24 protein-coding genes are annotated in these 23,557 nt (G+C 65.8%); 5 read left to right on the top strand and 19 right to left on the bottom strand.

Annotated elements, in window-relative coordinates; all coding sequences use genetic code 11:
• The first annotated feature begins 161 nt into the window (after positions 1-161).
• Positions 162-1,058, top strand: a complete 897-nt coding sequence (locus E8F12_RS28620; protein WP_280328593.1) for a LysR substrate-binding domain-containing protein — start codon at positions 162-164, stop codon at positions 1,056-1,058.
• A 135-nt stretch (positions 1,059-1,193) separates the two neighbouring features.
• On the opposite strand, the gene E8F12_RS28615 is transcribed toward E8F12_RS28620, so the two are convergent.
• From E8F12_RS28615 to E8F12_RS28595, 5 genes are all read right to left on the bottom strand, one after another.
• The gene (locus E8F12_RS28615; protein ID WP_280328592.1) at positions 1,194-1,904 is read right to left on the bottom strand and encodes an rRNA pseudouridine synthase; all 711 of its coding nucleotides are present in this window, start codon (positions 1,902-1,904) and stop codon (positions 1,194-1,196) included.
• A gap of 111 nt (positions 1,905-2,015) precedes the next feature.
• On the bottom strand, positions 2,016-2,933 hold the full coding sequence (locus tag E8F12_RS28610; protein ID WP_280328591.1) for a biotin-dependent carboxyltransferase family protein: 918 nt from the start codon (positions 2,931-2,933) through the stop codon (positions 2,016-2,018).
• Entirely contained in the window at positions 2,930-3,643 is a 714-nt protein-coding gene (locus tag E8F12_RS28605; RefSeq protein ID WP_280328590.1) for an allophanate hydrolase subunit 1, read from the bottom strand. Before E8F12_RS28605 ends, E8F12_RS28610 begins: the two co-directional genes overlap by 4 nt.
• Positions 3,640-4,383: a 5-oxoprolinase subunit PxpA gene (locus tag E8F12_RS28600; RefSeq protein ID WP_280328589.1), complete on the bottom strand. Its 744-nt coding sequence runs from the start codon at positions 4,381-4,383 to the stop codon at positions 3,640-3,642. The genes E8F12_RS28605 and E8F12_RS28600 overlap by 4 nt, the downstream gene beginning before the upstream one ends.
• A 113-nt stretch (positions 4,384-4,496) precedes the next feature.
• Positions 4,497-5,780 (bottom strand): MFS transporter, encoded by a 1,284-nt coding sequence (locus tag E8F12_RS28595; RefSeq protein ID WP_280328588.1) that lies wholly within the window; start codon positions 5,778-5,780, stop codon positions 4,497-4,499.
• A 295-nt stretch (positions 5,781-6,075) separates the two neighbouring features.
• Here E8F12_RS28595 and E8F12_RS28590 point away from each other — a divergent pair, with 295 nt between their 5' ends.
• Both E8F12_RS28590 and E8F12_RS28585 read left to right on the top strand, forming a co-directional pair.
• Positions 6,076-7,029 (top strand): LysR family transcriptional regulator, encoded by a 954-nt coding sequence (locus tag E8F12_RS28590; RefSeq protein WP_280328587.1) that lies wholly within the window; start codon positions 6,076-6,078, stop codon positions 7,027-7,029.
• 96 nt (positions 7,030-7,125) lie between these two features.
• Positions 7,126-7,923 carry a putative hydro-lyase gene (locus tag E8F12_RS28585; protein WP_280328586.1) on the top strand — a complete coding sequence of 266 codons (798 nt, stop codon included), beginning with the start codon at positions 7,126-7,128 and terminating at the stop codon, positions 7,921-7,923.
• Between the two features lie 116 nt (positions 7,924-8,039).
• Here the strand turns inward: E8F12_RS28585 and E8F12_RS28580 are convergent, their stop codons facing one another.
• Complete coding sequence (locus E8F12_RS28580) at positions 8,040-9,164, bottom strand: P1 family peptidase (RefSeq protein ID WP_280328585.1); 1,125 nt, start codon at positions 9,162-9,164, stop codon at positions 8,040-8,042.
• Positions 9,165-9,203: 39 nt separating this feature from the next.
• Positions 9,204-10,313 carry a polyamine ABC transporter substrate-binding protein gene (locus E8F12_RS28575; RefSeq protein WP_280328584.1) on the bottom strand — a complete coding sequence of 370 codons (1,110 nt, stop codon included), beginning with the start codon at positions 10,311-10,313 and terminating at the stop codon, positions 9,204-9,206.
• A gap of 121 nt (positions 10,314-10,434) precedes the next feature.
• Between E8F12_RS28575 and E8F12_RS28570 the strand changes: the two genes are divergently transcribed.
• On the top strand, positions 10,435-11,208 hold the full coding sequence (locus E8F12_RS28570) for a LuxR family transcriptional regulator (protein WP_280328583.1): 774 nt from the start codon (positions 10,435-10,437) through the stop codon (positions 11,206-11,208).
• 21 nt (positions 11,209-11,229) lie between these two features.
• Here E8F12_RS28570 and E8F12_RS28565 read toward each other — a convergent pair whose 3' ends face one another.
• The 3 genes from E8F12_RS28565 to E8F12_RS28555 all read right to left on the bottom strand — a co-directional run bounded on the left by E8F12_RS28565 (position 11,230) and on the right by E8F12_RS28555 (position 13,370).
• The gene (locus E8F12_RS28565) at positions 11,230-11,541 is read right to left on the bottom strand and encodes a DUF2892 domain-containing protein (protein WP_280328582.1); all 312 of its coding nucleotides are present in this window, start codon (positions 11,539-11,541) and stop codon (positions 11,230-11,232) included.
• 87 nt (positions 11,542-11,628) lie between these two features.
• Complete coding sequence (locus E8F12_RS28560; protein WP_280328581.1) at positions 11,629-11,913, bottom strand: hypothetical protein; 285 nt, start codon at positions 11,911-11,913, stop codon at positions 11,629-11,631.
• Positions 11,914-12,167: 254 nt separating this feature from the next.
• A complete protein-coding gene (locus E8F12_RS28555; protein ID WP_280328580.1) occupies positions 12,168-13,370 on the bottom strand; it encodes an NAD(P)/FAD-dependent oxidoreductase in 1,203 nt (400 codons plus the stop codon).
• Between the two features lie 330 nt (positions 13,371-13,700).
• Between E8F12_RS28555 and E8F12_RS28550 the strand changes: the two genes are divergently transcribed.
• On the top strand, positions 13,701-14,228 hold the full coding sequence (locus E8F12_RS28550) for an Rrf2 family transcriptional regulator (RefSeq protein WP_280328579.1): 528 nt from the start codon (positions 13,701-13,703) through the stop codon (positions 14,226-14,228).
• A gap of 72 nt (positions 14,229-14,300) precedes the next feature.
• Here E8F12_RS28550 and E8F12_RS28545 read toward each other — a convergent pair whose 3' ends face one another.
• From E8F12_RS28545 to potE, 9 genes are all read right to left on the bottom strand, one after another.
• On the bottom strand, positions 14,301-14,741 hold the full coding sequence (locus tag E8F12_RS28545; RefSeq protein WP_280328578.1) for a potassium channel family protein: 441 nt from the start codon (positions 14,739-14,741) through the stop codon (positions 14,301-14,303).
• 12 nt (positions 14,742-14,753) lie between these two features.
• Complete coding sequence (locus E8F12_RS28540) at positions 14,754-15,776, bottom strand: DUF2955 domain-containing protein (protein WP_280328577.1); 1,023 nt, start codon at positions 15,774-15,776, stop codon at positions 14,754-14,756.
• Entirely contained in the window at positions 15,766-16,893 is a 1,128-nt protein-coding gene (locus tag E8F12_RS28535) for an HlyD family secretion protein (protein ID WP_280328576.1), read from the bottom strand. Before E8F12_RS28535 ends, E8F12_RS28540 begins: the two co-directional genes overlap by 11 nt.
• Positions 16,886-18,436: a TolC family protein gene (locus E8F12_RS28530; protein WP_280328575.1), complete on the bottom strand. Its 1,551-nt coding sequence runs from the start codon at positions 18,434-18,436 to the stop codon at positions 16,886-16,888. The genes E8F12_RS28535 and E8F12_RS28530 overlap by 8 nt, the downstream gene beginning before the upstream one ends.
• Before the next feature lie 13 nt (positions 18,437-18,449).
• The gene (locus tag E8F12_RS28525) at positions 18,450-19,553 is read right to left on the bottom strand and encodes an AI-2E family transporter (RefSeq protein WP_280328574.1); all 1,104 of its coding nucleotides are present in this window, start codon (positions 19,551-19,553) and stop codon (positions 18,450-18,452) included.
• 139 nt (positions 19,554-19,692) lie between these two features.
• Entirely contained in the window at positions 19,693-20,652 is a 960-nt protein-coding gene (locus E8F12_RS28520; RefSeq protein WP_280328573.1) for a biotin/lipoyl-binding protein, read from the bottom strand.
• Positions 20,653-20,654: 2 nt separating this feature from the next.
• The gene (locus E8F12_RS28515) at positions 20,655-21,023 is read right to left on the bottom strand and encodes a DUF3302 domain-containing protein (protein WP_280328572.1); all 369 of its coding nucleotides are present in this window, start codon (positions 21,021-21,023) and stop codon (positions 20,655-20,657) included.
• Between the two features lie 172 nt (positions 21,024-21,195).
• Positions 21,196-22,101 (bottom strand): amino acid ABC transporter substrate-binding protein, encoded by a 906-nt coding sequence (locus E8F12_RS28510; RefSeq protein ID WP_280328571.1) that lies wholly within the window; start codon positions 22,099-22,101, stop codon positions 21,196-21,198.
• A gap of 15 nt (positions 22,102-22,116) precedes the next feature.
• The gene (gene potE / locus E8F12_RS28505; RefSeq protein ID WP_280328570.1) at positions 22,117-23,475 is read right to left on the bottom strand and encodes a putrescine-ornithine antiporter; all 1,359 of its coding nucleotides are present in this window, start codon (positions 23,473-23,475) and stop codon (positions 22,117-22,119) included.
• Between the last annotated feature and the right edge of the window lie 82 nt (positions 23,476-23,557).

The raw sequence follows: 23,557 nt of genomic DNA, 5'->3' as shown, positions 1-23,557 counted from the left end.
GCAGTCCCGGCAATGGGCCGGGGCGTAAACAGGGAGTTGATCGGGAGGTTGTTGTTCTTCGTGCTCGGGACCGATCATCTGGCAGGGCATGCGGCCTATAAAGCTCAATTTTCTTACATGTGGTATTAAGAAAACTAACAGCCAGAAAGGTCCGCGCCTTCATGTCCATCCGCCGTTTGCCGCCCCTCAATGCCGTGCGCGCCTTCGAGGCCGCCGCCCAGCTCGGCAGCTACGTCGCCGCCTCCAAGGCCTTGCACGTGACCCAACCGGCCATAGGCCGCCACGTGAAGCTGCTGGAGGAGTGGCTGGGGGTGAAACTGTTCGACCGTACCCCGCGGGGGGTGGAACTCACCCCGACCGGGCGCCAGTACTACGCGAAGATCAGCTCGGCCCTGGCGCAGATCGCCGACGCCGGCAATGAAGTGGCGCGGCAGGGCACGGTGCGCTGGTTGAAGATCCTCGCCGTGCCGGCCTTCGCCAAGCGCTGGCTGACGCCCAAGCTGGAGGCGGTCAGCCGCATGCGGCCAGGACTGAAGATCGCCATCGAGCCCAACTCCACTTTCACCGAGGTGGATGGCAAGAGCGCGGACCTCGGCATCGTCTACGGCATGCCCGGCCAGTACATCGGCACCCACGCCACCTTGATGCAGCCCCGGGTCTTCCCGGTGTGCTCGCCCGACTACCTGGCCCGCACCGGCCCCATCCAGCGTCCGGAAGACCTGGCCCGCCACGACCTGATCCACTACGACAGCGAATGGTGGAACCTCTGGTTCGCCAGCATCGGCCTGGAGGTGCAGGTCAGCTCCGATGTGCTCTACCTCAGCAACGACTACGCCTTGTCCCTGGCCGAAAGCGGCCGCGGCATCGCCCTGGCCAACGAGGTGCTGGTCAGGCAGGAGCTGGAGGAAGGGCGACTGGTGCGGGCGATCGATGTGGACGTACCGCTGGAAAGCTACCAGCTGCTGACGCCGCCGGGCCCGGCATCGGCGGATGTGGAGTGGTTCCTGGAGTGGATTTCGGGGGCCTTGCGGGAGGAGTTTCCCGAGGCGTTCGCCTGAGCGAACCCGTTTCCATGTAGGGGCGACTTTAGTCGCCAAGCAGGCCGAAGGTCTGCCAAGCGAAGTTCCAGGGGGCTGCTTTGCAGCCCTTGGCGAATGAATTCGTCCCTACAGGCAGAGCGCAGCCCGACGGCGTCAGAACCGCTCGCCCGGCGGCAGGTAACGCCACTGCCCGACGGGTACCTTGCCCATCGGCACGCCGCCGATGCGGATGCGCTTCATGCCGACGACATGCAGGCCGACGGCGGCGCAGAGGGCGGCAATCCCCCCCGGCCGGGGGTTCTTCAGGGCGAAGCGCAGGTGGGTTTCGTTCTGCCAGCTGGCCTTGACCTTCGGCAGCTCCTCACCCTTTGACTTGATGCCGCGCTTGAGACGTTCCAGGCCGTCCGGCGCCATCTCGCCGGAGACCTCGACCACGTACTCCTGCTCGAGCTTGGCGGCGTCTTCGTTCAGCTTGCGCAGGGTGCGCCAGTCCTGGGTCAGCACCAGCAGGCCGCTGGCCCTGGGCTGCAGGGGCAGGGTGGTGGTCAGGCGGGAGAAGTGGCTGCGCAGCGCGCGCACCTCGGCACGGTCGTCCGGCCAGCGGCTGGTCGGCGTCAGCAGCTGTTGGGCCGCCTCGAAGCTCAGGCCGGCCGGCTGGTTCAGCAACAGCGTCATCGGCTCCAGCGGGTCGGGCGTCGCGCCGGGCAGCAGCGCCACGACCTGGTCCTCCACCTTGAACTGGGGCTGCTCCATGACCTCGCCATCGACCGTCACCCAGCCGCCCTCGATATACAGCTCCGCCTCCCGGCGCGAGCAGCCGGTCAGTTCGATAACGCGTTTGGACAAGCGGATTGGTTCGGTCATGGGGAGGGTCGCAAAGGGGGAAAGGGCGCAATGGTAAACCCTTTGGCCGGAATAGGCTTTGGTCCTGTAGGGGTGAATGAATTCGCCCCTGCAGGGAACCGCCGCCCCCAATCACCCCCACCAGTTGGCCACTGCCTGCCGATGAACCTGATGCGCCGCCTCCTGCACTGTCGGCACCAGACGCAGGCTGGCGCCGGGCAGGCATTGGGCCAGGCGGGCGACGGCCAGGGGAGTCAGGGCGCCGAGGCGCGGGTAGCCGCCGATGGTCTGGCGGTCGTTGAGCAGGGCGATGGGCTGGCCGTCCGGCGGCACCTGCACGGCGCCGAGGGCGATGCCCTCGGAGATCATCGACTGGCGCTTGCATTCCAGTACCGGCCCGAGCAGGCGCACGCCCATGCGGTCGGCGCGGGTGTCCACGGTCCAGGGGCTGTTGAAGGCGTCGAACAGGCTCTGGCCGGAGAAGTCGCCGGCCTGGGCGCCCATGATCAGTTCCAGGCGGGCTTCGCCGCCCAGGTCGGGTATCGCCGTCCGAGGTACGTCGCGTATCGAGCCGGCTTCGCCCTGCCAGCGCAGCTGGTCGCCACTGGCCAGGGCCTTGCCATTGGCGTGCAGCCCGCCGAGTTCTTCCCTGGCCACCGTCGACAGGCTGCCGAGCTGACGTTCGCCGAGGAACCCGCCGGGGGCTGCCAGGTAGGCACGGGTGCCCTGGCGTGGATGGGAGAAGGCCAGGCACTGCCCGGCGCGTACCTGGAAGGCGCCCCAGGCCGGCAGCGGCTGGCCGTCGAGGCTGGCGCCCAGGTCGGCGCCGGCGATCGCCAGGGCGCCGTCCCGCTGGCAGGTCAGGGTGAGGCCGCCGAGGCTGATTTCCACCACCGCCGCATCCGGGTGGTTGCCCAGCATCCAGTTGGCCCAGCGCATGGACACCCAGTCCAGGGCACCACCTTGGGTCACGCCCAAGTGGCGGCAGCCGAAGCGGCCCTGGTCCTGGAGGAGGATAAAGGGCGTGCTGCGGTCGATACGCAGGCTCATGGCAGGGTCTCCAGCGGCGTGTCGTCGCCGCCCAGGCGGATGAATTCGGCGTGGTCGATGGGCTCGAAGCGCACCCGGTCGCCGGCCTGCAGCAGGCTGTAGCCATCCAGGCCGAGGTCAAACAGGCGCACCGGCGTGCGCCCCAGCAGGTTCCAGCCGCCGGGGCTTTCCACCGGGTAGACCGCCGTCTGGCGCTCGGCGATACCGACGCTGCCAGGGGCGATGCGTTTGCGCGGGGTGGTCAGGCGCGGCGCCGCGAGGGCCTCCTCCACCAGCCCCATGAAGGCGAAACCTGGGGTGAAGCCCAGGGCGAACACCTGGTATTCCCGCTGGCTGTGGCGTTGCACCAGCTCCGCCACACTCATGTTCTTGCGCCGGGCCAGGGGCTCCAGGTCCGGGCCCACGCGTGGGTCGTACCAGGTGGGGATGCTGTGGCTACGGCCGCCGGCGCGGGTTTCCGGGCTGAGGTCGGTGAGGGTGCTGACGATCAGCTCGCGGGCCCGGCGCGGGTCCAGCTGTTGCATGTCGTAATGCAGCAGCAGGGTGGTGTACGAAGGCACCAGGTCCACCAGGGCGGGGCCGAAGGCCTCGCGCAGGCGGGAGCCGGCGGCCAGCAGCCAGGGCATGTTGGCTTCGTCGATGCGCTCGAACAGGCGCAGGATGAAGGCGTCGATAGCCGCGACTTCGATGCGCAGTTGCGGGGTGCTCATTGGGCCTCCAGCGCTTCACGTATGCGTTTGACAGCGGCTACCGAGCCGGGGTTGTCGCCGTGTACGCAGAGGGTATGTGCCTTCAGCGGCAGGTCGCTGCCGTCGCTGGCCAGGAGCGGCTCACCGCGGGCCAGGGTGAGGGCCTGAGCCACCACCTGCTCGGGGTCGTGGTGCACCGCACCGGGCAGGCTGCGCGACACCAGGTAGCCGTCACCGTCATAGGCGCGGTCGGCGAAAGCCTCGAACCACAGGGTCACGCCCTGTTCGTCACCGATGGCCTGGGCCGCACTGTTGTCGCGGGTACTCATCAGCATCAGCGGCAGTTGTGCGTCATAGGCGGCCACGGCGCGCATCACGGCGGCGAGTATGGCCGGGTCGCGCATCATGTCCTGGTACAGCGCGCCGTGGGGCTTTACGTAGCTGACGCGAGCCCCTTGGGCGCGGCAGAGGCCGTCGAGGGCGCCGAGTTGGTAGAGCATCAGGTCTTCTACCTCGGCCGGCGAGCAGGCCAGGGATCGGCGGCCGAAGCCCACCAGGTCGGGGTAGCCGGGGTGAGCGCCGATTCTTACGCGGTGCTGCACCGCCAGGGCGATGGTGCGGCGCATGGTACCGGGGTCGCCGGCGTGGAAGCCGCAGGCGATGTTGGCGCAGTCGATCAGCGGCATCACCTCGGCATCCAGGCCCATGGTCCAGGCGCCGAAGCTTTCACCGATATCGCAATTCAACAGCAGGCTGCTCATGGTCAGTCCTTCAGGTGCGGGCCCGTCCGGGGCGGGAGGTTTTCGTGGCGGCAAACCCGTCCCGTCGGCGGCCAATACACTGGCCGCCAGAGGGGAGCAGGGGGAAGGGCCGGTCAGATCTCGAGTTGCTTGCCGCGGGTTTCCGGCAGGCTGAGGGCGGCGAGGATCACCACCCCGTAGGACACCGCGGCGAATCCGCCAATGCCCAGGCTCAGCGGGACATGCTCGCTGATCATGCCGATCAGCATCGGGAACAGCGCGGCGATGGCGCGGCCGGAGTTGTAGCAGAAGCCCTGGCCCGAACCACGGATGCGGGTGGGGAAGAGTTCGGTGAGGAAGGAGCCCATGCCGCTGAAGATGCCCGAGGCGAAGAAGCCCAGGGGGAAGCCCAGCCAGAGCATGGCGCCGTTGCTCACCGGCAGTTGCGTGTAAAGCAGGACCACGACGAACGAGCCGACGGCGAAGAGGATGAAGTTCTTCTTGCGGCCGATCAGGTCGGTGAGGAAGGCGCTGATCACGTAGCCGACATAGGAACCGAGGATGACCATCGCCAGGTAACCGCCGGTGCCCAGGACAGTCAGGCCGCGCTCGGTCTTGAGGAAGGTCGGCAGCCAGGAGGTGATGGCGTAGTAGCCACCCAGGGCGCCAGTGGTCAGCAAGGAGGCGCGCAGGGTGATACTGAGCATGCCGGGGGCGAAGATCTCGTAGAAGCTGACGTGCTCCGCACCCTGGTTGTGCTTCTGCGCTTCCTTGTAGATTTCCGGTTCCTTCACCAGGCGGCGCACCACCATGACGAACAGGGCGGGCAGCAGGCCTAGCAGGAACAGTGCGCGCCAGGCGTCTTCCGGCGGCAGCAGGCTGAACATCAGGGCGTAGAGGATGGCGGTCATGCCCCAGCCAATGGCCCAGCCGGACTGCACCAGGCCCACGGCCTTGCCGCGATCCTTGGCCTTGATCACTTCGCCGATCAGTACCGCGCCGGCGGTCCATTCGCCGCCGAAGCCGAAGCCCATCAGGGTGCGCGCGATCAGCAGTTGCTCATAGTTCTGCGCAAGGCCGCAGAGGAAGGTGAAGAAGGCGAACCAGAGCACCGTCAGCTGCAGGGTCAGGACGCGGCCGATGCGGTCGGAGAGGATGCCGGCGATCCAGCCGCCAGCGGCGGAGGCGATCAGGGTGAGGGTGTGGATGAAGCCTGCCTCGCCCGTGGAAATGCCCCAGATGGCGATCAGGGTCGGGATGACGAAGCTGAGCATCTGGGTGTCCATGCCGTCCAGGCCGTAGCCTATCTTGCAGCTCCAGAAGGTCCGTCGTTCCTGTTTGTTCAGGGCCCGGTACCAGCCGAAATGGCCGCCCTGGTCCAGATCCAGGCCGCCCGCTTGGGTCGCGTGTTTTTCCATGGGGTTCTCCGATCGCTGTTCTTGGCGTTGTATGAGCATTCGGTGGATGCGGAGTCGGTGCCCGCAGCCTGTGGCCGGATTCTTGAGCGGGGCTGGCGAGTGCGTCCAACTAATTAAAACGGCCGCGGGAGATAAGAAATTCCGATACCCGGATGCAGTTGCCGGGAACGACGATGCGCGGCCCGGCGGATACGGCGTTCGTCGTTCGCCTGGGCTGGCTGGCACAGGAAGTGCTTGAATCTACTGTATCTTTCCACCTTCGCACTGCTTGGCCCCTTGCTCGCTGGAAACCGCCATGAACCTGAAGTTCCTTGAAACCTTCGTCTGGGTCGCCCGCCTGAAAAGCTTCCGCCTGACCGCCGAGAAGCTGTTCAGTACCCAGGCGTCCATCTCCAGCCGCATCGCCGTGCTGGAAGACGAGCTGGGCGTGAAACTGTTCGTGCGCGACTCCCGAGGCGTGACCCTGACGCCCGAAGGGCACAAGGTGCTGGAATACGCCGAGCAGATGATGGACACCATGCACGCTCTCAAGCAGTCCATCGATACCAGCGCCACCACCCAGGGGCGCATCCGCATCGGCGCCATGGATACCGTGATCCATACCTGGCTCAGCCCGCTGGTCGCCAGGGTGATGGAGCTGTTCCCGGCGGTGGAGATCGAGCTGATGGCCGACACCGCGCGCAACCTGTCCGAGCAGTTGCAGAAGGGCTACCTGGACCTGATCTTCCAGACCGACCCGCTGCGCCACGAGTCGGTGCTCAACCTGGAGCTGGGCAGCTATCCGCTGTGCTGGATAGTGTCCACCGGTTCCATCTACCACCGCGACTACGCCACCCTGGCCGAGCTGGCCAGCGAGCGGGTGGTGACCTTCTCCAAGCACTCGCGGCCGCACCAGGATGTATTGAGCCTGCTGCATGCCAACGGCGTGGCGGCGCCGCGCCTGAGCTGCGTGAACTCGGTGGCGGCCATGACCCGCCTGCTGCGCGACGGCTTCGGCATCGGCGCCTTGCCGCCGGCCCTGGTGAGCCAGGAGCTGGAGCGTGGCGAACTGACCATACTGCACATCGGCCCGCCGCCACCGAGTCTGCCGCTGGTGGTGTCCTGGCGCGGTGGAACCGGGCTGGAACTGGTGGATGAGGTGGTGGAGGTGAGCAAGGCGGTGGTGACGCACTATGCTTGCAACGTCGGCAAGGAACGCTTCGTCCAGGCCCCGCTGAAGAAGGGCGAGGGGCGCCTGCGTTCCCTCTGATTCACTTTTCCCGATGGCCGCCCCCGGAAAATTCTTGTTGGACGCCGGGCCGGCCGGCTGACTAAAAGATCGGCCAGTCCCCAACGGAGCCGGCCCATGAGCAAACAAGACCTGCACGAACTCGCCAAACTCGCCCCCCGTGAGCTGCGCCGGCTGATCCGCCGTGGCGGCTACGACGGCCACACCAGCGGCCTCGGCCAGCGCCACCTGCAGGCCAACCTGGTGATCCTGCAGAAGTCCTGGGCGGACGAGTTCCTGCGCTTCTGCGTGCTCAACCCCAGGTCCTGCCCGCTGCTCGACGTGACCGAGCCCGGGTCGCCGTACTTCGAGAAACTCGGCACCGATGTCGACGTGCGCAGCGACCTGCCGCGCTACCGCGTCCACCGCCGCGGCCAGGGCTTCGAGGAAGTGACCGACATAGGCGAATTCTGGGAGGCCGATTTCGTCGCCTTCGCCATCGGCTGTTCCTTCTCCTTCGAGCAGGCACTGCTGGATGCCGGTGTGCCGTTGCGTCATATCGAACTGGGGCGCAACGTGGCCATGTACCGCACCGCCATCGATACCAGTCCGGCCGGGCGCCTGGCGGGCAAGATGGTGGTGTCCATGCGTCCGCTGAAGGCGGCAGACGCGGTTCGCGCCATCGAGATCACCGCGCGCTTCCCCATGACCCACGGCGCGCCAGTGCATATCGGCGACCCGGCGCTGATCGGCATCCGCGACCTGTCCGCGCCGGACTATGGCGACCCGGTGCCGGTGGCCGAAGACGAATTCCCGCTGTTCTGGGCCTGCGGCGTCACCCCCCAGGCGGTTCTTGCCGAAGCCGAGCCCGAGCTCTACATCACCCACGTACCGGGACACATGCTCGTCAGCGACCGGCTGTACGGGGAGCTCTAGTACCCGCAAAGGCCCATAGGGAACTTTTGTAGGAGCCAGCTTGCTGGCGAAGGGGCTCATTTCGCGAGCAAGCTCGCTCCTACGGGGCTCCAGGCTCCCTGGCAACGGCTAGTGCGTCATGCCGGCTTGGCGCCCGGCCAGCCGGCCTGGTGCAGCGCACGGGTCAGGGTCTCGACATCCAGTCCCGGCACCCGGTGGCCGTTGCCCTCGGTGGTGGGGGAGGCCAGCATTGCGTTGATGATGGCCTCTTCCACGGCTTCGGCGGCGGCGAGGAACAACTCGCTGATGTGGTCATTGTTGACCATGCGCAGGTTGTCGCAGGTCGGCGCGCCCTTGGCCTCGTAGGCGGGGGCCGGCAGCTGCTGGTTACCGGTGGAGAAGGCGACGAATATGTCGCCGCTATGGTCTTCGGTGCCACCGCCGGTACGGGCCAGGCCGATGCTGGCGCGCTGGGCGAGGCGTGTGCACTGGTGCGGCAGCAGCGGCGCATCGGTGGCCAGGCAGACGACGATCGAGCCCATGCCCGGATGCGGCAGCCTCGCCCTGAGGAACGGCGAATCCACTTGCTCCATGTAGCGGCCCACCGGATAGCCGTCGACGCGCAATTCCTGGCGGACACCATGGTTGGCCTGGACGATGGCGCCCACCGTCCAGCCGCCCTGTTCCTCGCCCAAGCGGCGGGAGGCGGTGCCGATGCCGCCCTTGAACTCATGGCAGATCATGCCACAGCCGCCGCCCACCGCGCCTTCGGCCACCGGGCCGTCGACCGCGTTGTCCAGGGCCTCGGCCACATGCTCGAGCTGGACGTGGAAACCGTTGATGTCGTTGAGCAGGCCGTCGAAGGTTTCCAGGACCACCGGCATGTTCCAGTACAACCGCCCGTCTTCGGGCTGGTCCTTGCGGTCCAGGGCGATCAGGGCGTCCCGCACCACACCGACGCTGTGGGTATTGGTGAAGGCGATCGGGCTGGTCAGCAGGCCTGCCTCGCGAATCCACTCCAGACCCGTGGCATCGCCGTTGCCGTTGAGGATGTGCACACCGGCGAAGCAAGGCTGCTGGTTGGTGGACCCGAGGCGCGGCTCGATCACTGTGACGCCAGTCTGGATATCGCGGCCAGTGGCGGTTCGGCCGCGTATATCGCAATGGCCGACCCGCACGCCGGGTACATCGGTAATGGCGTTGAGGCGGCCGGGTTGCAGCTGGCCGAACTGGAGTCCGAGGTCTCGGGCACGTGGTTTCATCGTCGTTCTCATGGTGGGTGATTGCGGATGGGGGAAGGGTTACTGGCCGCTCTTCACCTTGCTCCAGACGCGGGTGCGCAGGCGTTCGGCCTTCTTCGGCAGCGGCTGGAGGGTGAACAGCCTGGCCATGGCGTCGGCTGGCGGATACACGTCGGGATTGTTGCGGGTCGCCGCGGCGACCATCGGGGTGGCGCTGAGATTGCCGTTGGGATAGTTGAGGAACTCGGAAATCGGCGCGATGACTTCCGGGCGCAGGAGGTAGTCGATGAATGCCAGGCCCTGCTGCGGGTGCGGCGCCGCCTTCAGCAACACCAGGGTGTCGAACCAGACGGGCGCGCCTTCGGTCGGCAGGCTGTATTCGATCTTCACGCCATTGCCGGCCTGTTCGGCGTTGGTCTTGGCTTCCAGCATGCCGCCGGACCAGCCCAGGGCCACGCAGATGTCGCCGTTGGACAGGTCGGTGATGAACCGGGAGGAGTTGAAGTAGGCGATGTAGGGGCGCAGCTTGAGCAGCAATGCCTCGGCCTTCTTGTAGTCCTCCGGCCGGGTGCTGTTGGGCGGCAGTCCCAGGTAATGCAGGGCGATGGGCAGCACCTCGGACGGCGAGTCGAGCATGGCCACACCGCACTGGCTGAGTTTGGCCACGTTCTCTTCCTTGAACAGCAGGTCCCAGGAATTCACCGGCGCCTGGTCGCCGAGCACGGCGCGGACCTTGTCGACGTTGTAGCCGATGCCGTTGGTGCCCCAGAGGTAAGGCACGGCATAGCGGTTGTCCGGATCGTTGACCGCCAGCTTGGCCAGCAGTTCGGGATCCAGGTTCTTCAGGTGGGGCAGCCGTGCCCGGTCCAGTGGTTCGAGGACGCCGGCGGCGATCAGGGTCGGCAGGCTGAAGTTGCTCGCCACCACCACGTCATAGCCGCTGCCGCCGGTGAGCAGCTTGCCTTCCAGTACCTCGGCGCTGTCGAACACGTCGTAGACCGGTTTGATCCCCGTGTCGCGCTTGAAGTCCGCCAGGGTGGTGGGGCCTATGTAGTCGTACCAGTTGTACACGTGCACGCTGGGCGCTTCGGTCGCGGCGCCGGCGGTCGACAGCCAGGCCGACAGGCATGCGCCCAGTCCGAGGTTGAGGTACGAGCGGTGACGAAGCATGATGCGGCACTCCTGGCCTGCGGCAGGCCCATGGTGGTCGAGAGTTCCGAGGCTAGAGGTCGGAAGTGGCGCTGCACATTCCCATCACGGGTTATGCGGAAGGGGTAGAAAGGGGTAGAGAGTGGAAGCCTTGTTGAAAGAACTGCCGGTGCATCAGGGGTTGGCGCGTGTTTTCGCCAGCCTGGGGCGGGACGCGTTCTGGCGCAGCCTGGTGGATACGCTGCGGCTGCTGGTGCCCCTGGACAACGCCCTGGTGGCGCTGATGCGTCCGGGCCGAGTGCCGCACTTGCTGGCCGACTTCGAATTCCGCGGCGGGCCGGACGAGCGCGAGGACCTGACGGACTACTGTGCCGGTCGCTACCTGCTCGACCCGTTCTACCTGGCTGCCTGCAGCGGCATCGCCGATGGCCTGCACAGCCTGGAGTCGGTTGCGCCGGACCAGTTCCAGCAAAGCGAGTACTACCTGAGCTACTTCCGCAGCGTGGTCGGCGGTGGCGAGCTGCAGTTCATCTGCAACCTCGACGATGCGGTGCTCGGCCTCTCGCTGGGGCGCGAGCAGCCCTTCGCCGCCGACGAATACGGGCGTCTGCTGTGCGTGCGCGACTGGGTGCTGGCGGCCATGCGCAGGCACGTCCAGCTCATGCCCCCGGAAGCTCCGGTGAACGAGGCGATGGCTAGCGACCTGGCCACCATCCTGGGGCGGTTCGATGCGCGTCTGACCGAGCGCGAGATGGAAACCGCCCGGCTGATTCTCCAGGGCTTTTCCAGCAAGGCCATTGCCCAGCGCCTGGGGATTTCACCGGAGACGGTGAAGGTGCATCGGCGCAACCTCTACAACAAGCTCAATGTGAGCGGCCACGCCGAGCTGTTCGCCCTGTTGCTGCATCCCCATTGACCGATGCCGGGAAGGACCGGCTCAGGCCTGCGGCGCCTTGGTCGTCGTCTCCTTGCTGAGCTTGTCCACTGCGCGCTGCAGGCGTTCCAGGTCGGTACGCAACTGGCGCAGGGCTTCACGGCGGTCGTGCAGCACTTCCTTCATGTAGCAATGGCCGGTCACCCCGCGAAGCAGCAGGAAGGCGCCCATGCCCAGGTTCCAGATGCCCGCGAGGCCACCACGGCGATAGCCGCGACCCGCCATGAGCAGGCCGGAAATGATGGAGCCGGCTCGCTCCCAGCCCTCGACGTTCTGCTCGTACGCCGGGCCCATGATCTGCCATTGGTTGTCCATGGTCGGAGTCCTCCCGTGTTGGTTTGAAACTTGACTGGCGGCGGGAGCGCGGCGTTCAGCCGGAGAGATGAGCGGTCGGTGCGCAGCCTAGCGCTGGCCGGCCGGTGGCTCCTTGCCGCCTTTCTTGTCGGGGCTCATCAGGTACACCGTGAGGATGAAGCGCGCCGGCACCAGCGACAGCAGGCCGAGCATGCCGAACACGGCGATCAGGGTGACGCCGCCAGCAGACTCGGTGATATTGCTGAACACCGCCAGGCCCACCGCCATCAGGAACATCACCACCCCGAACCATTGCAGGCCCTGGGCCCAGCGGAAGAGAGGCGACTGGCGCACTTCACGCAGGTGGCGGTTGGATTCGTTCTCTTCGGTCATAGCTGCATTCTCGGAGACTTTCCCTTTTTCAGACTAGCAGCACGCTCGGCATGTTCAGGCGACGAACCCCGTAGGGTGCGCTGCGCGCACCGAAACGTCCGCGCGGGATTGTTGGTGCGCACAGCACACCTTACGGGCATCGAGCCAAAGCCCGACTCTTGGAGCAGACAGACCCAAAAAAGCCCCGAAGGTCAGTTCGACCTTCGGGGCAGAGCAGCGCGGCGGGCCTTTCAGCCCAGCACCTGGGGCTTGGATCAGGCAACCACGGGGATCATCGGGTCCGCGGCTGCCAGGGCTTCGGCGCGGTTCGCGGCCGGCGGGTAGATCCAGACGCTGTTGATCTCGGTCTTGATCTTCTTGGCTTCATCCCGGACGAAGCGGATCTGGCGGTCCCAGCCTTCGGTGAAGATCGCGCCCCAGGCGCCGAGGTCCAGGCAGGTCACGTACTTGGGCTGGCTGTAGGCGATCGGGTCGACGCCGAGCAGGCTGGCCGCCACGTTGTTGCCGGCCGAACGGCCGAGGGCGATCGCGTGCTGGCAGGTCATCAGGGCGTAGTTGCCTGCGTCGTCGACGGCAGCATAGGCCACGTCACCGGTGGCGAAGATGTCGTCCTGGCCGATCACCTTGAGGTTGCGGTCGACATGCAGGCGACCCTGGGCATCGCGCTCCGCCGGAACCTGCTCGGTCAGCGAGCTGGCACGTACACCGGCAGTCCAGACCACTGTGCTGGCCGCGATGCGCTGGCCATCGGCCAGGGTGACGCCATCGGCGTCGATGGACGCCACCGAGCTGTTCAGGCGCCACTCGACCCCCACTTCGGCGGATGCCTCGGCAATCAGGGAGCGCGGACCATCGCCCAGCGCCGCACCGATTTCACTGCCGCGATCGACCACTATCACTCGCACCTCTGCGTCCGCGCCCAGGGCCTTGCGCAGGCGGGCGGGCATCTCGGTGGCGGTTTCGATACCGGTGAAACCACCGCCGGCGACTACGACGGTATTGCGTGCGGCCGACGCCGGAAGCTGGCCCAGGGAGTGGATGTGTCTTTCCAGGCGCACGGCCTCATTGATTTCGTCGACGTCGAAGGCATGTTCGATACCTGCCAGGCGCGGACGAGCCACCTTGCTGCCGCTGGCCAGGACCAGGCGGTCATAGGCCCGGATGGTGGTTTCACCCTGGGCATCGCGGTACTCGACCGTCTTGCCTACTGCGTCGATCCGCTCGGCCGTGCCCTGGATGAAAGTCACGCCGACGGCTGCAAAGAGATCGTGGAGCGGAGCTGCCATCTTGTGCACGTTCGGCTCGTAGAAGCGTGGGCGGATACGCAGCTCGGCCTGGGGCGCGAGGACGGCCACTTCGGTATCGGTGTGGCCATGCAGGTCCATCAGGCGAGCGGCGCTCAGCGCGCTCCACATACCAGCAAACCCGGCGCCGACGATCAGAATGCGTTGTTTCATGTATGTCTCCTGGAAGAAAAAGGAATCGCGTTGAGTACGAGTACGTATGGGCATCGAATCGATTGGCCTGTTATTTGGGCCAGCCGTGGGGGTAGTCACCGACGTTTGCCTCATAACTGCGACTATATTTGTCGTAGTTAATCCGGGCAAGGCTTTTTTCAGATTGGCGCTGACCGTCCATCGCAATGGGTGCCCCGACGCTTTGCGCATATTTAAGGAGGAACCTTGGTCGTTGCGCCTGCCGCAGCCCATCGGCGCGGGCGCGGCGGGTCTTGCGGTAGCCCAGTGGATGCACGCAATATAGTGCGACTGGAAATGTCGGAGTTGGCTATGTCTCTATACAGCGCTGGCGTGGAGTACGGGATCCATTGCCTGCTTTACCTGACCGATGAGAAGGGTGATGGCCGCGAGTCCAGCGTGCGTGCGCTGGCCGAGCTGCAAGGTGTGCCCCAGGAACTCCTGGCCAAGGTTTTCACCAAGCTGGCGAAGGCCAGGCTGGTCGTTGCCACCGAAGGCGTGCGTGGCGGCTTCAAGCTGGCGCGGCCGGCCGACGAGATCAGCGTGCTGGATATCGTTCAGGCCATCGATGGGGAGAAATCGATCTTCGAATGTCGCGATATCCGCGGGCGGTGCGCCGTCTTCGACGGGTCGCCGCCGGACTGGGCAATCTCCGGTACCTGCGCGATTCACGCGGTGATGCTGACGGCGCAGAAACGCATGGAAGAAGCGCTGGCCCAGCAGACCGTGCTCGACCTGGTGCGGCGGCTAGGGCGCAAGGCGCCTCCGAGCTTCAATGAGGAAGTCATCCGCTGGATGGACACGCGCCGTGATGGCCGGGCCGCCAGCGGTGATGCATGACGGCGTCTGTGGCCAGGTCACAGCGACTAACCCAGGCCGCCAAAAGATAGGCCGGGCGGCGACTCAGGCCAGCTAATCGCCATGACGCCGGCGTCGGGCCTGCTTGAGGACATCCATCACCGCCCCGGTCAGCACGGCGGTGGAAACGCCGAACATGAGGATGCCGTTGGCGGCTTCCAGGGGCCCCAGCAGCCGCCACTCTTCGGTCATGACGATGTCGCCGTAGCCCAGGGTGGCGAAATTCACGCCGGAGAAGTACAGCGCCGTCTCGAATTTGTCGAACTCGCCGAGGTACAGGAACAGCGCGGCCCAGATGGCCATCTGCACGAAGTTGCCCAGGAGCATCACCAGCATCACCAGCCCCAGCAGCAGGGTATTGCGTCCCAGGGAGTCGTGGCTCTGCTCGGCAGGCCTGAAGCGCACGTACTGGCGTAGGCACAGGGCCAGGAAGATTGCCTGCAGGAACAGGCAGAGCAGCATGATGGGAAAGCCGATCAGAAGGCTGAGGAACATGGGCCGGTCTCGTCAGGGGTTGATGGGGCGCTGGCGCCTGATGTCGATCAGGTACACCGCCAGGCAGGCGTACAGGGTCACGGTGATGAACAGGCCCATGCGCACGGCGAATGCCGTGTAGACATCCTTGCCGGCAGCGCTGTCCTGCACCGACTGGCCGAGCAGGATGATCAGGGTGGCCATGCTGTTCAGCCAGAAGCCCGGGCTCAGCCGGGTCGGGCTCAGGGCATAGAGCTTGCGCGCCAGCAGCAGGCCGAAAAGCAGCATCCACAGGAAGAACATCCAGAGGTTCGGCAGGATTCCCAGCGCACCCCAGAACAGGATGGCCAGCAGGCCACCGAGCAGGGTCGAGCCGAGTAGCTCCCGGCCCGCGTCGCGCGCCCTGGTATCACATGCCTGCTGGCCCAGGCTCACGGCCTTCATGATCACCGGCATATAGCTGGCCGGGTCTATCAGCGCCAGCAGGTAGGCCGGCATTACCACCAGCATGGCACGCAGCGCGATCCAGCTGGCATCGGTGGGTGTCAACCCGGCCTTGGCGGGCGGGGGCGAGGCGGCTGCCGATTCGGGGAACAGCCAGTGGCCGAGGGCGAGGCTGAGAACTGCCAACAGCACGCCTTTCAACAGCGCCTCGATGACCATCAGCGACAGTTCGAAGTCGCTGGCTCCGGCGGCGGAGATCAGGGTCAGGCCGATGACCAGGAAGGTGGAAACCAGCGAGTTGCCCCCGCTCAGGCCGTAGCGGAAACAAATGAAGAGCAGGAGTCCGACCAGCAGCACTCCGCTCAATGGAGCATGGATCAGCAGCGGAATCAGCAGCAGGCCGCTGCCGGTGGTCAGCGCCACCACGAGCGCCAGTCCCAGGCCAGCCTTGAGGCCCAGCGGCCGATTCATCGCGGCGCCCATGAACAGTGTCAACATCGGCGCAAGGAAAGGGATTGGCAGGGCCAGGCCGAAGCTCGCGGCGAGGCACAGCGCGGTGGCGCTGGCCAGGCGCAATGCGCGCTGGCTGCGCGGATCGCGCTCAGTAGGCATAGGACAGCCAGCTCATCAGGCGCAGGACCAGCCGGCCAATCGGGTTCAGCGGGTTGCCCTCGCGCGGGAAGGCCATCACCTCGGCCTGCCCGCCGACGCGGATGCCGCGCAGCTTGGCCAGCTCGCCCGGGGCGAATTCGACTATCACCGGGAAACGCTGCGCAGGGCGCAGCCAGTCGCGGCTGTTCTGCACGCTGGGCAGGCTGCCGGGCGCGGTGGCCTGGCCGACGCTGACGCCATAGCCGACGCTGCGCACGCGACCCTGGAATATTCGCCCCGGCAGGGTATCGAGCACTATGCCGACCGGGGTGCCGACCTCGACCAGGCCGAGGTTGTTCTCGGTCATGTCCGCGCTGATCCAGACGTCATGGATCGCGATCAGGGTCATGACCGGGTTGCCGGCCGCGGCGAACTGCCCGGCTTCGGTACGCAGGTCGGTGATCAGGCCGGCCGAACGTGCGCGCACCTGAGTGTTGGCCAGGTCCAGCTCGGCCTTCTGCACGGCCGAGGTGGCGCTGCGCAGTTGGGCGTTATCTTCCTCGCTGCCGCCTTGCTGTTCGCGCGCTCGCTGCACTTCGGCGCGGGCCGCGGCGACCTGGCTGATGGCTTGCTCGCGAGAGGCGCGGGCGCCTTCCAGGCGGCGCAGGGAGATGGTGCCCGGATCTTCCCGGTACAGGCGCTCGAGACGCGCGCTATTCTGCTTCTCCTTCAGCTCATTGGCCTGTGCGGCCTGCAAGGATGCCAGCGCCGAGTCGATGCCTGCGGTGCTCGCGCCGACCTGCCGGCGCGTCGAATCGAGGTCGGCGCGGGCGCGGTCGACGGCGATCTGGTACTGCTGGCGATCCACTTCGAACAGCACCTCGCCGGCTTTCACGTCCTGGTTGTTGCGGACCTGCACCCGCGTCACCCGGCCCGCCACCTCGGCCGCCACCGGAACGACGAAGGCCTGCACCCGCGCCTGCTGGGTATAGGGGGTGAAGCGGTCGGCCAACAGGTACCAGAGCAGGGTCAGGACTATCACCCAGGCGACCCAGCCGGCCCCTCGTTTCACCGGGTCGGAGGCGGGTGCCGGCGGCTTGGCTGGCGCTTCTGCGGGGTCCTTCGCGGCATCACTCATCGTTGCTCACCTTGTGCGGGTCCGGACTGCTGCCGGGGTCCGGATGGCTTTGTTCATCGAGCAGGTCGCCCCAGTCGGTGCGTTGTTGCATCTGCTGGCGGGTGGCCGGGTCGACCAGCGGCTCGGCGCTGTACCAGCCGCCGCCGAGCGCCTTGTACAGATTGATCAGGTTGCTGACCGCGGCGCCGCGGTTGGCCAGGTAGGCATCCTGCTGGGCGATCAGCGCGCGCTGGGCGTCCAGTACGCGCTGGAAGTCCGCATAGCCTTCTCGGTACTGGGAGTTGGCCAGGTGCAGCGAACGCTCGGCGGCCTGCGCCGCCTCACCGAGAATGCCGTCGCGCTCCAGGGACTTGACCAGGCCGATGGCGGCATCGTCCGCCTCGCGCGCGGCCTGCCGTACGCCGTCCTGGTAGGCGACTATCAACTGCTGCAGCCGGGCATCCTGCACCCGTATGTTGTTCCTGATCCGGCCATGGTCGAACAGGTTCCAGCGCAGGCTGGGGCCGCCGACCAGGTCGAGGGTATCCGGGGCACCGTCCAGCGAGCTGGTGGACCAGACGATGCTGCCGAGCAGGCTCAACGAGGGGTAGAGATCGGCTTCGGCGACGCCGATCAGCGCCGACTGGGCGGCCACCTGGAATTCCGCGGCGCGGATGTCCGGCCGGCGTAACAGCAGGTTGGCGGGCACGTCTTGCAGTACCGCGCGATCCAACAACGGGATCAGCCCCTCATACGCGCCCAGCTCGGGTAGCGGACCTGGCGGCCGGCCGATCAGCGTGGACAGCGCATTGCGGCTGACCAGGACCTGGCGCTCCAGGTCGGGGATGGTGCTCAGGGTACCCAGGTATTGGGTCTTGGCCTGCTGGACGTCGAGCTCGGTTTCTTCTCCGCCCTTGAACAGCCGTTCGGTGATCTCCAGGCTGCGATTCTGCAGCTGTGCGTTCTCCCGCGCGATGCGCAGGCGAGCTTCGGTGGTCCGCAGCGCATAGTAGGTATCCGCCACTTGCGCGCGCAGCAGCACCAGCAGGTCTTCACGATTGGCCCAGGCGGCGAAATAGGCGGCGTCGGCTGACTCGATGGCGCGGCTGAAGCGCCCCCAGAAGTCCAGTTCCCAGGCGATGTCGAAGCCGGCGCTGTGCTGCCAGAAGTGCGTGTCCTGCGGGTTGCGCCCGCCGGACTGGTCGCGCTTGAGGTAGATGCTATCGGCGCTGGCCTGCTGGAACTGCGGATAGCGGCCGCTCACGGCGATGCCCAGCTGGGCGCGGGCCTCCAGCACCCGCAGGCCGGCGATCTTCAGGTCGGGGTTGTTGCGGTCCGCCTCGAGGATCAGTTGCTCCAGCGCCGGGTCCTCGAACACCTGCCACCACTGCTGATCGTCCGGCTGCGGACGGAGGAGGCCGGCCTGCTCGAGGGCGGGGCTGTTCCAGTGCTCTATCCAGGGCTCTCCCGGTGACTGGAAGTCCGGCCCGAGGCGCACGCAGCCGCCGAGGCCGAGCACGCCGAGCAGGAGCAGCCGGCCAGGGTCGATACAACGCCACATCATGGGGTGAGCTGCATCAGGTCTGCGGCGGTTGGCCGGGTTGCACTTCCTCCTGCGGGTTTTCCACCCACTGCCAGAACAGCTGATAGCCGACCGCCAGCACCACCGGGCCGATGAACAGGCCGATGAAGCCGCTGGTGACCATGCCGCCCAGGGCGCCGATGAGGATCACCGGCATGGGTACGTCCACCCCGCGGCCAAGCAGTAGCGGTTTCAGCACGTTATCGGACATGCCGGCGACGAGGCTGTAGATGGCGAAGATGATGCTCGCTGCAGTCGTACCTTCGGTGGCGAAGACGTAGGCGATCACCGGCAGCGAAATCAGCACGACCGGCAGCTGCATGATGCCGAGTAGCAGGGCGGCCAGGGCCAACAGGCCGGCGCCCGGAATCCCCATGGCGACGAAGCCGACCCCGACCAGCAGCATCTGGATGAAGGCGATGCCGACCACGCCCTGGGCAACGGCGCGGATGGTGGCGGTGCACAGTACGGCGATATTCGGTCCCCGGACCGGGCCGGAGATGCGCGTGGCGATCTGTACTGCGCTGCGGCTGCCATTGTCGCCGTAAGCCATGATGACGCCAGCGATGATCAGGGCGGCGACGAACATCAGGAAGCCCACGCCGACACCCGCCAGCTTGCCCAGCAGGTTCAGGCTGATGCCTTTCAGGTGGGGCAGGACCTTGCGCAGCAGGCTGGTCAAGTCGGTGGAAGCCTGCAGCCAGAAATCGTGCAGGGTCGGCCCCACCAGCGGCAAGGTGGCCACCTTCTCAGTCGGCGGTGGGATATGGAAGCTGCCTTCCTTGACGACGGTCAGGGCATGGTCCACGGACTCGGCTATCGAGTCGGCCAGCAGGTAGGCCGGCACCATCAGGATAATCAGCGCGACCACCACTATCAGGGTTGCCGCACGGCCGTCGCTATCGCCCAGCTTCGCTTTCAGAAGGCGGTGCAGGGGATAGAGGGTGATGGCCAGGATCACCGACCAGAGCATCAGGTCGAGGAAGGGGTTGAAGATCTGGAAGCAGAAGATGACCAGCACTGCGATCAGTCCGGCGCGGATCAGGACATCGAGCAGGCCACGGGACAGCATTCGTTCCGTGAGGGGGGTGAGTGACATCTGGCTTCTCCTTGTGATGCAACCGGGCAGGCGGCGGGAACGCGATTCTTGTATGGCGGGCGTGGAGCCGCCGTAGGGATCAAGGCGGTGTCCGCCCGCGGGGGCGGCCTGGAAGGCTTCATTCAGGCCGCCCGTGTACTCAGTGGAACGGGAAGATGTAGTTCATCCAGGCCGCCATGCGCAGGAGGATCTTGCGCATCACCGCGACATGGTGGAAATGCTTGCTGTAGAGCGCCGCCTGGCCGTAGGCGCCACCCGGCATCAGCTTGCTGTAGGGTTCGAAGGCGGGATCGGTGATCTCGATGATCACCGGCACCCGGCCTGGCGGTGGCGAGCCCGTGTAGCTGATCAGGGTGCCAGAAGGCTGCACCTGGCCTTCGCCGATCACCCCGATCACCTGTTTCACCTTGCCGCTGAACACCTTGCCGGGAATGCCGTCGAAGGCCACCTCGGCCTCGTCGCCGGGAGTCAGGCGCAGCTGGCTGTTCTGCCGCATCCAGGCGGTGAAGTAGTGGCCTTCGTCCGGAATGAAAACCATCGATGGGCGTAATGGCAACCTGGTCGCCATCATCCCGGGGCGCAGCGAAACATGGGTGACGAAGCCCTTGCTCGGCGCCCGTACCACGGTGTTGTCCAGTTCGAACTGGGCGATATTCAGTTGCGCCTGCAGGTCATCCACCCGTGCCGTGGTGATGTCCACATCCCTTCGATTGCCGACGTTACGCGCGGCCAGCTCGCGGGCACGGAACTGGTCGGCCTTGGCCGAAACCAGCTGGGCCTTGAGGGACTTGACCCGGTTCTCGAAGGGCGTCGGGTCGATGCGGAACAGGACGTCGCCCTTTTCCAGCGGTTGGTTGCCCTGTACCGGTACGTCTATCACCTGGCCGGTCACCACCGGAATCACCGGAACCGAGACGAAATAGCTGCGGGCCACCTCCGAGTAGGGGTGGTTGTAGTTCATGGTGAAGATCAGCGCGCCGATCAGCACCACCCCGCCGAGCACGGCGGTGGGCACCGACCACTTGTTCAACGGGATGCGGAAGATCTTGAAGATGGCGACGCAGAGGGCGGTGTAGGTGAGGATGAGCAGGAGATCCATGGTCAGACGTCCTCTTCCCTGGCCGGAGGAGCCGGCTGTTGCGGGGTGCCCCGCTGGCCTTCGAGCCGCTCCAGGCGCTGGAGTACTTCCGCCATCTGTTGTTCGAGATGGGCCACATGGACCTGCGCAGGCTTGCCGTCACTGAAGCCCCAACCCCGGTCCTCGCGATAGGCCATGGCCCAGATCCACAGGAAGGGCCAGAGCGCGTGCAGGGTGAACAGGCTGACCCAGCCGGTGGCATGGATCGCATCCTGGTGTGGGTGGTTGCGGTGCACGGCGATTTCATAGGGGATGTCGTGCAACACGATGATCCCGTAGAACAACACTATCCCGACGAAAAACAGCAAGCCCAGGGCGAAGTAATCAAGCATGAAATGCTTCCCTCAACGGTGATCCATGGATATGGAAAAAAGCGGAATGCTGATGGCCTCAGGTCCAATGATGGAAATCAAAAATCGTCATTACCGCCTTGATCTGCGGTGCTCCGGCCCGTGCGCTGAAGTCTAGCAGCGGTATCGTTCGAGCCATGGCCGCGGCGAGGTCTCAGGGCAATCCATAGACCTTGAACAGCAGCCTGGACGTGCCGCGAGCGCCTCCCAGGTAGGTGGCATGGGCTTTTTCGATCTCGCCGGAGCGGTACATTTCGCTCAGGACGGTGTCCACCAGCAGACGGAAGTCTTCGTCGCCACGTGCGACGATCATCGACGCCGGGGCGAACTCGAAGAGGCGGGGCACTACCATCAGGTTGGCGGCGTCCTTGCTCTTGTCCACCTGGTGCTGCAGGAGCATGCGTTCGGAAATAAAGGTACCGGCCTTCCCCGTGGCGACCGCATCCACGCCGGCGGCGATACTGTCGACCGTAACCAGCGTGGTCAGCACGCCGAGCATCTTCATCTTGTTGCGTACCCAGTCCTCGCTGACGCCGCCTGCGAGGACGGCGATGGTCTGGTTGGCCAGTCCGCGGTTGACGGTCGCGCGCCAGGTCGGCCCGCTATGCACCTCCTCGCCATTGAGCGCCCGTAACAGGGATTCAGGGGCGTCGCGGCGCACCATGGCCGAGAGGCCTGCAGTGTAGACAGGGATGGAATAGCTCACGCGCTTGCGGTTTTCCAGCGTCTCTGGCGTCGGCGTGCAGACAATGTCGACCTCTCCCGAGCTGACGGCACTCACCTCGCTGTCAAGCGTCACGGCCCGATAGCGCACCTGCAGGTTGGGCAGGTCCAGGTCCTCCTTCAGCCGCTCGGCGATCTTCAGGCACAGCGCAATGGCATAGCCAACGGGTTTGTCGCCTTCCAGGCTGCTGAACGGCGCGAAATCCTGCACATAACCGAGAGTGAGCGCATTGATGCTGCGCACCCGCTCCAAGGTGTCGGCGCCCGCCAGCAATGGCAGAAGGGTGAGCGCGCCGGTGAGCAACATGCGAATGGTGGATGGCGAGCGTGCGTTCATGTCCTGTTCCCTGCATCAGGCTGTCTTTTCAGGCGAGGACATGTCATCGCTTCCCGGACCAGCTCGCGTTTCACTGGCAAAGCGCTTGGCGATGACGCCATAGAACAGGTAGCCGACCGCCAGCACCAGGGTGCCGCCGAACACCGCCTCCATGCCGCAGGCGTAGAGGGCGTAGAACGAGTAGCACAGGGCCACCACCAGCACCAGGGTATTGCGGGTGTAGATCACCGGGCCGACTCCGGCCTTGTACATGATCACCAGGAGCCCGGTCAGCGCCGTGACGTAGGGGATCAGGTTGGTCACCGCGGCCAGGCTGACCAGCTTGCCGAACTGTTCGCTGGCGTTCGGCGAGATGGTCGACAGGGCCATCAGTGTCTGCAATATGCCGCAGACGATCATGCCGAAGATCGGTGCGCCCAGGCGACTGGCCTTGCTGAACAGGTCCGGGAACATGTCCTGGTCGGCGGTCATCTTGGCCGTTTGCGCCAGAGTGAACTGCCAGCCCAGCAGGGAGCCGATGCAGGCCATCACCGCCAGGGCCATGATGATGTTGCCGATGGTGGGGTTGAACATCTGCGCGTAGACATAGGCGAAGGGCGCCGAGGAGTTGGCCAGCTCGGCATTGGGAACTATGCCCTGGATCACCGTGGTCGACAGCACGTACACCACTGCGGCGCCCAGGGTCCCGAAGAGGCAGGCCAGCGGCACGTTGCGCTTGGGATTTTCCACCGCATCGGTGGCTTGCGCCGCGGACTCCATGCCGAGGAACGCCCAGAGGGTCAGGGGAATGGTCTTGGCGATAGCCTCCGAAACCGGCAGGTCGTTCGGGTTCCAGGCCGCGATAAGGATGGCCGGGTCGAACCAGAACCAGCCGATCAGGCTCAGGCCCGCCACTGGAATGATCACGCCCCATACGGTTATCGCGCCGATCCTGCCGGTAGCGCTCGGGCCGCCGAAGTTGGCCAGGATGGTCAACCAGACCAGGCCGATGGTACCGACGCAGAGCGGAATCGCGCCGCTGCCGAGCCAGGGAATGAACGCGGTCATATAGCCAACCGCGGAAATGGCGACGGCCACATTGGCGATGGCCAGCGAGATGAAGTACAGGTAGGAGCAGAGGAAGAACCCGGACTTCGCGTGCGCCTCTTCGGTATAGGCGGACAAGCCGCCGGATCGCGTGCAGAAGATGCCGCACTGGGCGAAGCAGTAGGCAATGGCCATGGAGCCGATGGCGGTGAAGATCCAGGACAGCAGCGACACGGCGCCGAGCTGGGCCATGTTGGTGGGCAGCATGATGATGCCGGAGCCCATCATATTCACCGCGACCAGGGTGGTCAGCCCGGTGAGGGTCATTTTCTTGCCTGGCTCAGCCATCGACGACTCCATCCCGGACCGTGACCTATTGGTTATAGATCATTCTGCAAAAGGCACCGCACAGAACCCGACGCCCTCTGGT

The sequence above is a fragment of the Pseudomonas sp. BN102 genome (genome assembly GCF_029871245.1).
Lineage (GTDB): Bacteria > Pseudomonadota > Gammaproteobacteria > Pseudomonadales > Pseudomonadaceae > Metapseudomonas.
This window is presented reverse-complemented; position numbering and strand designations above follow the sequence as displayed.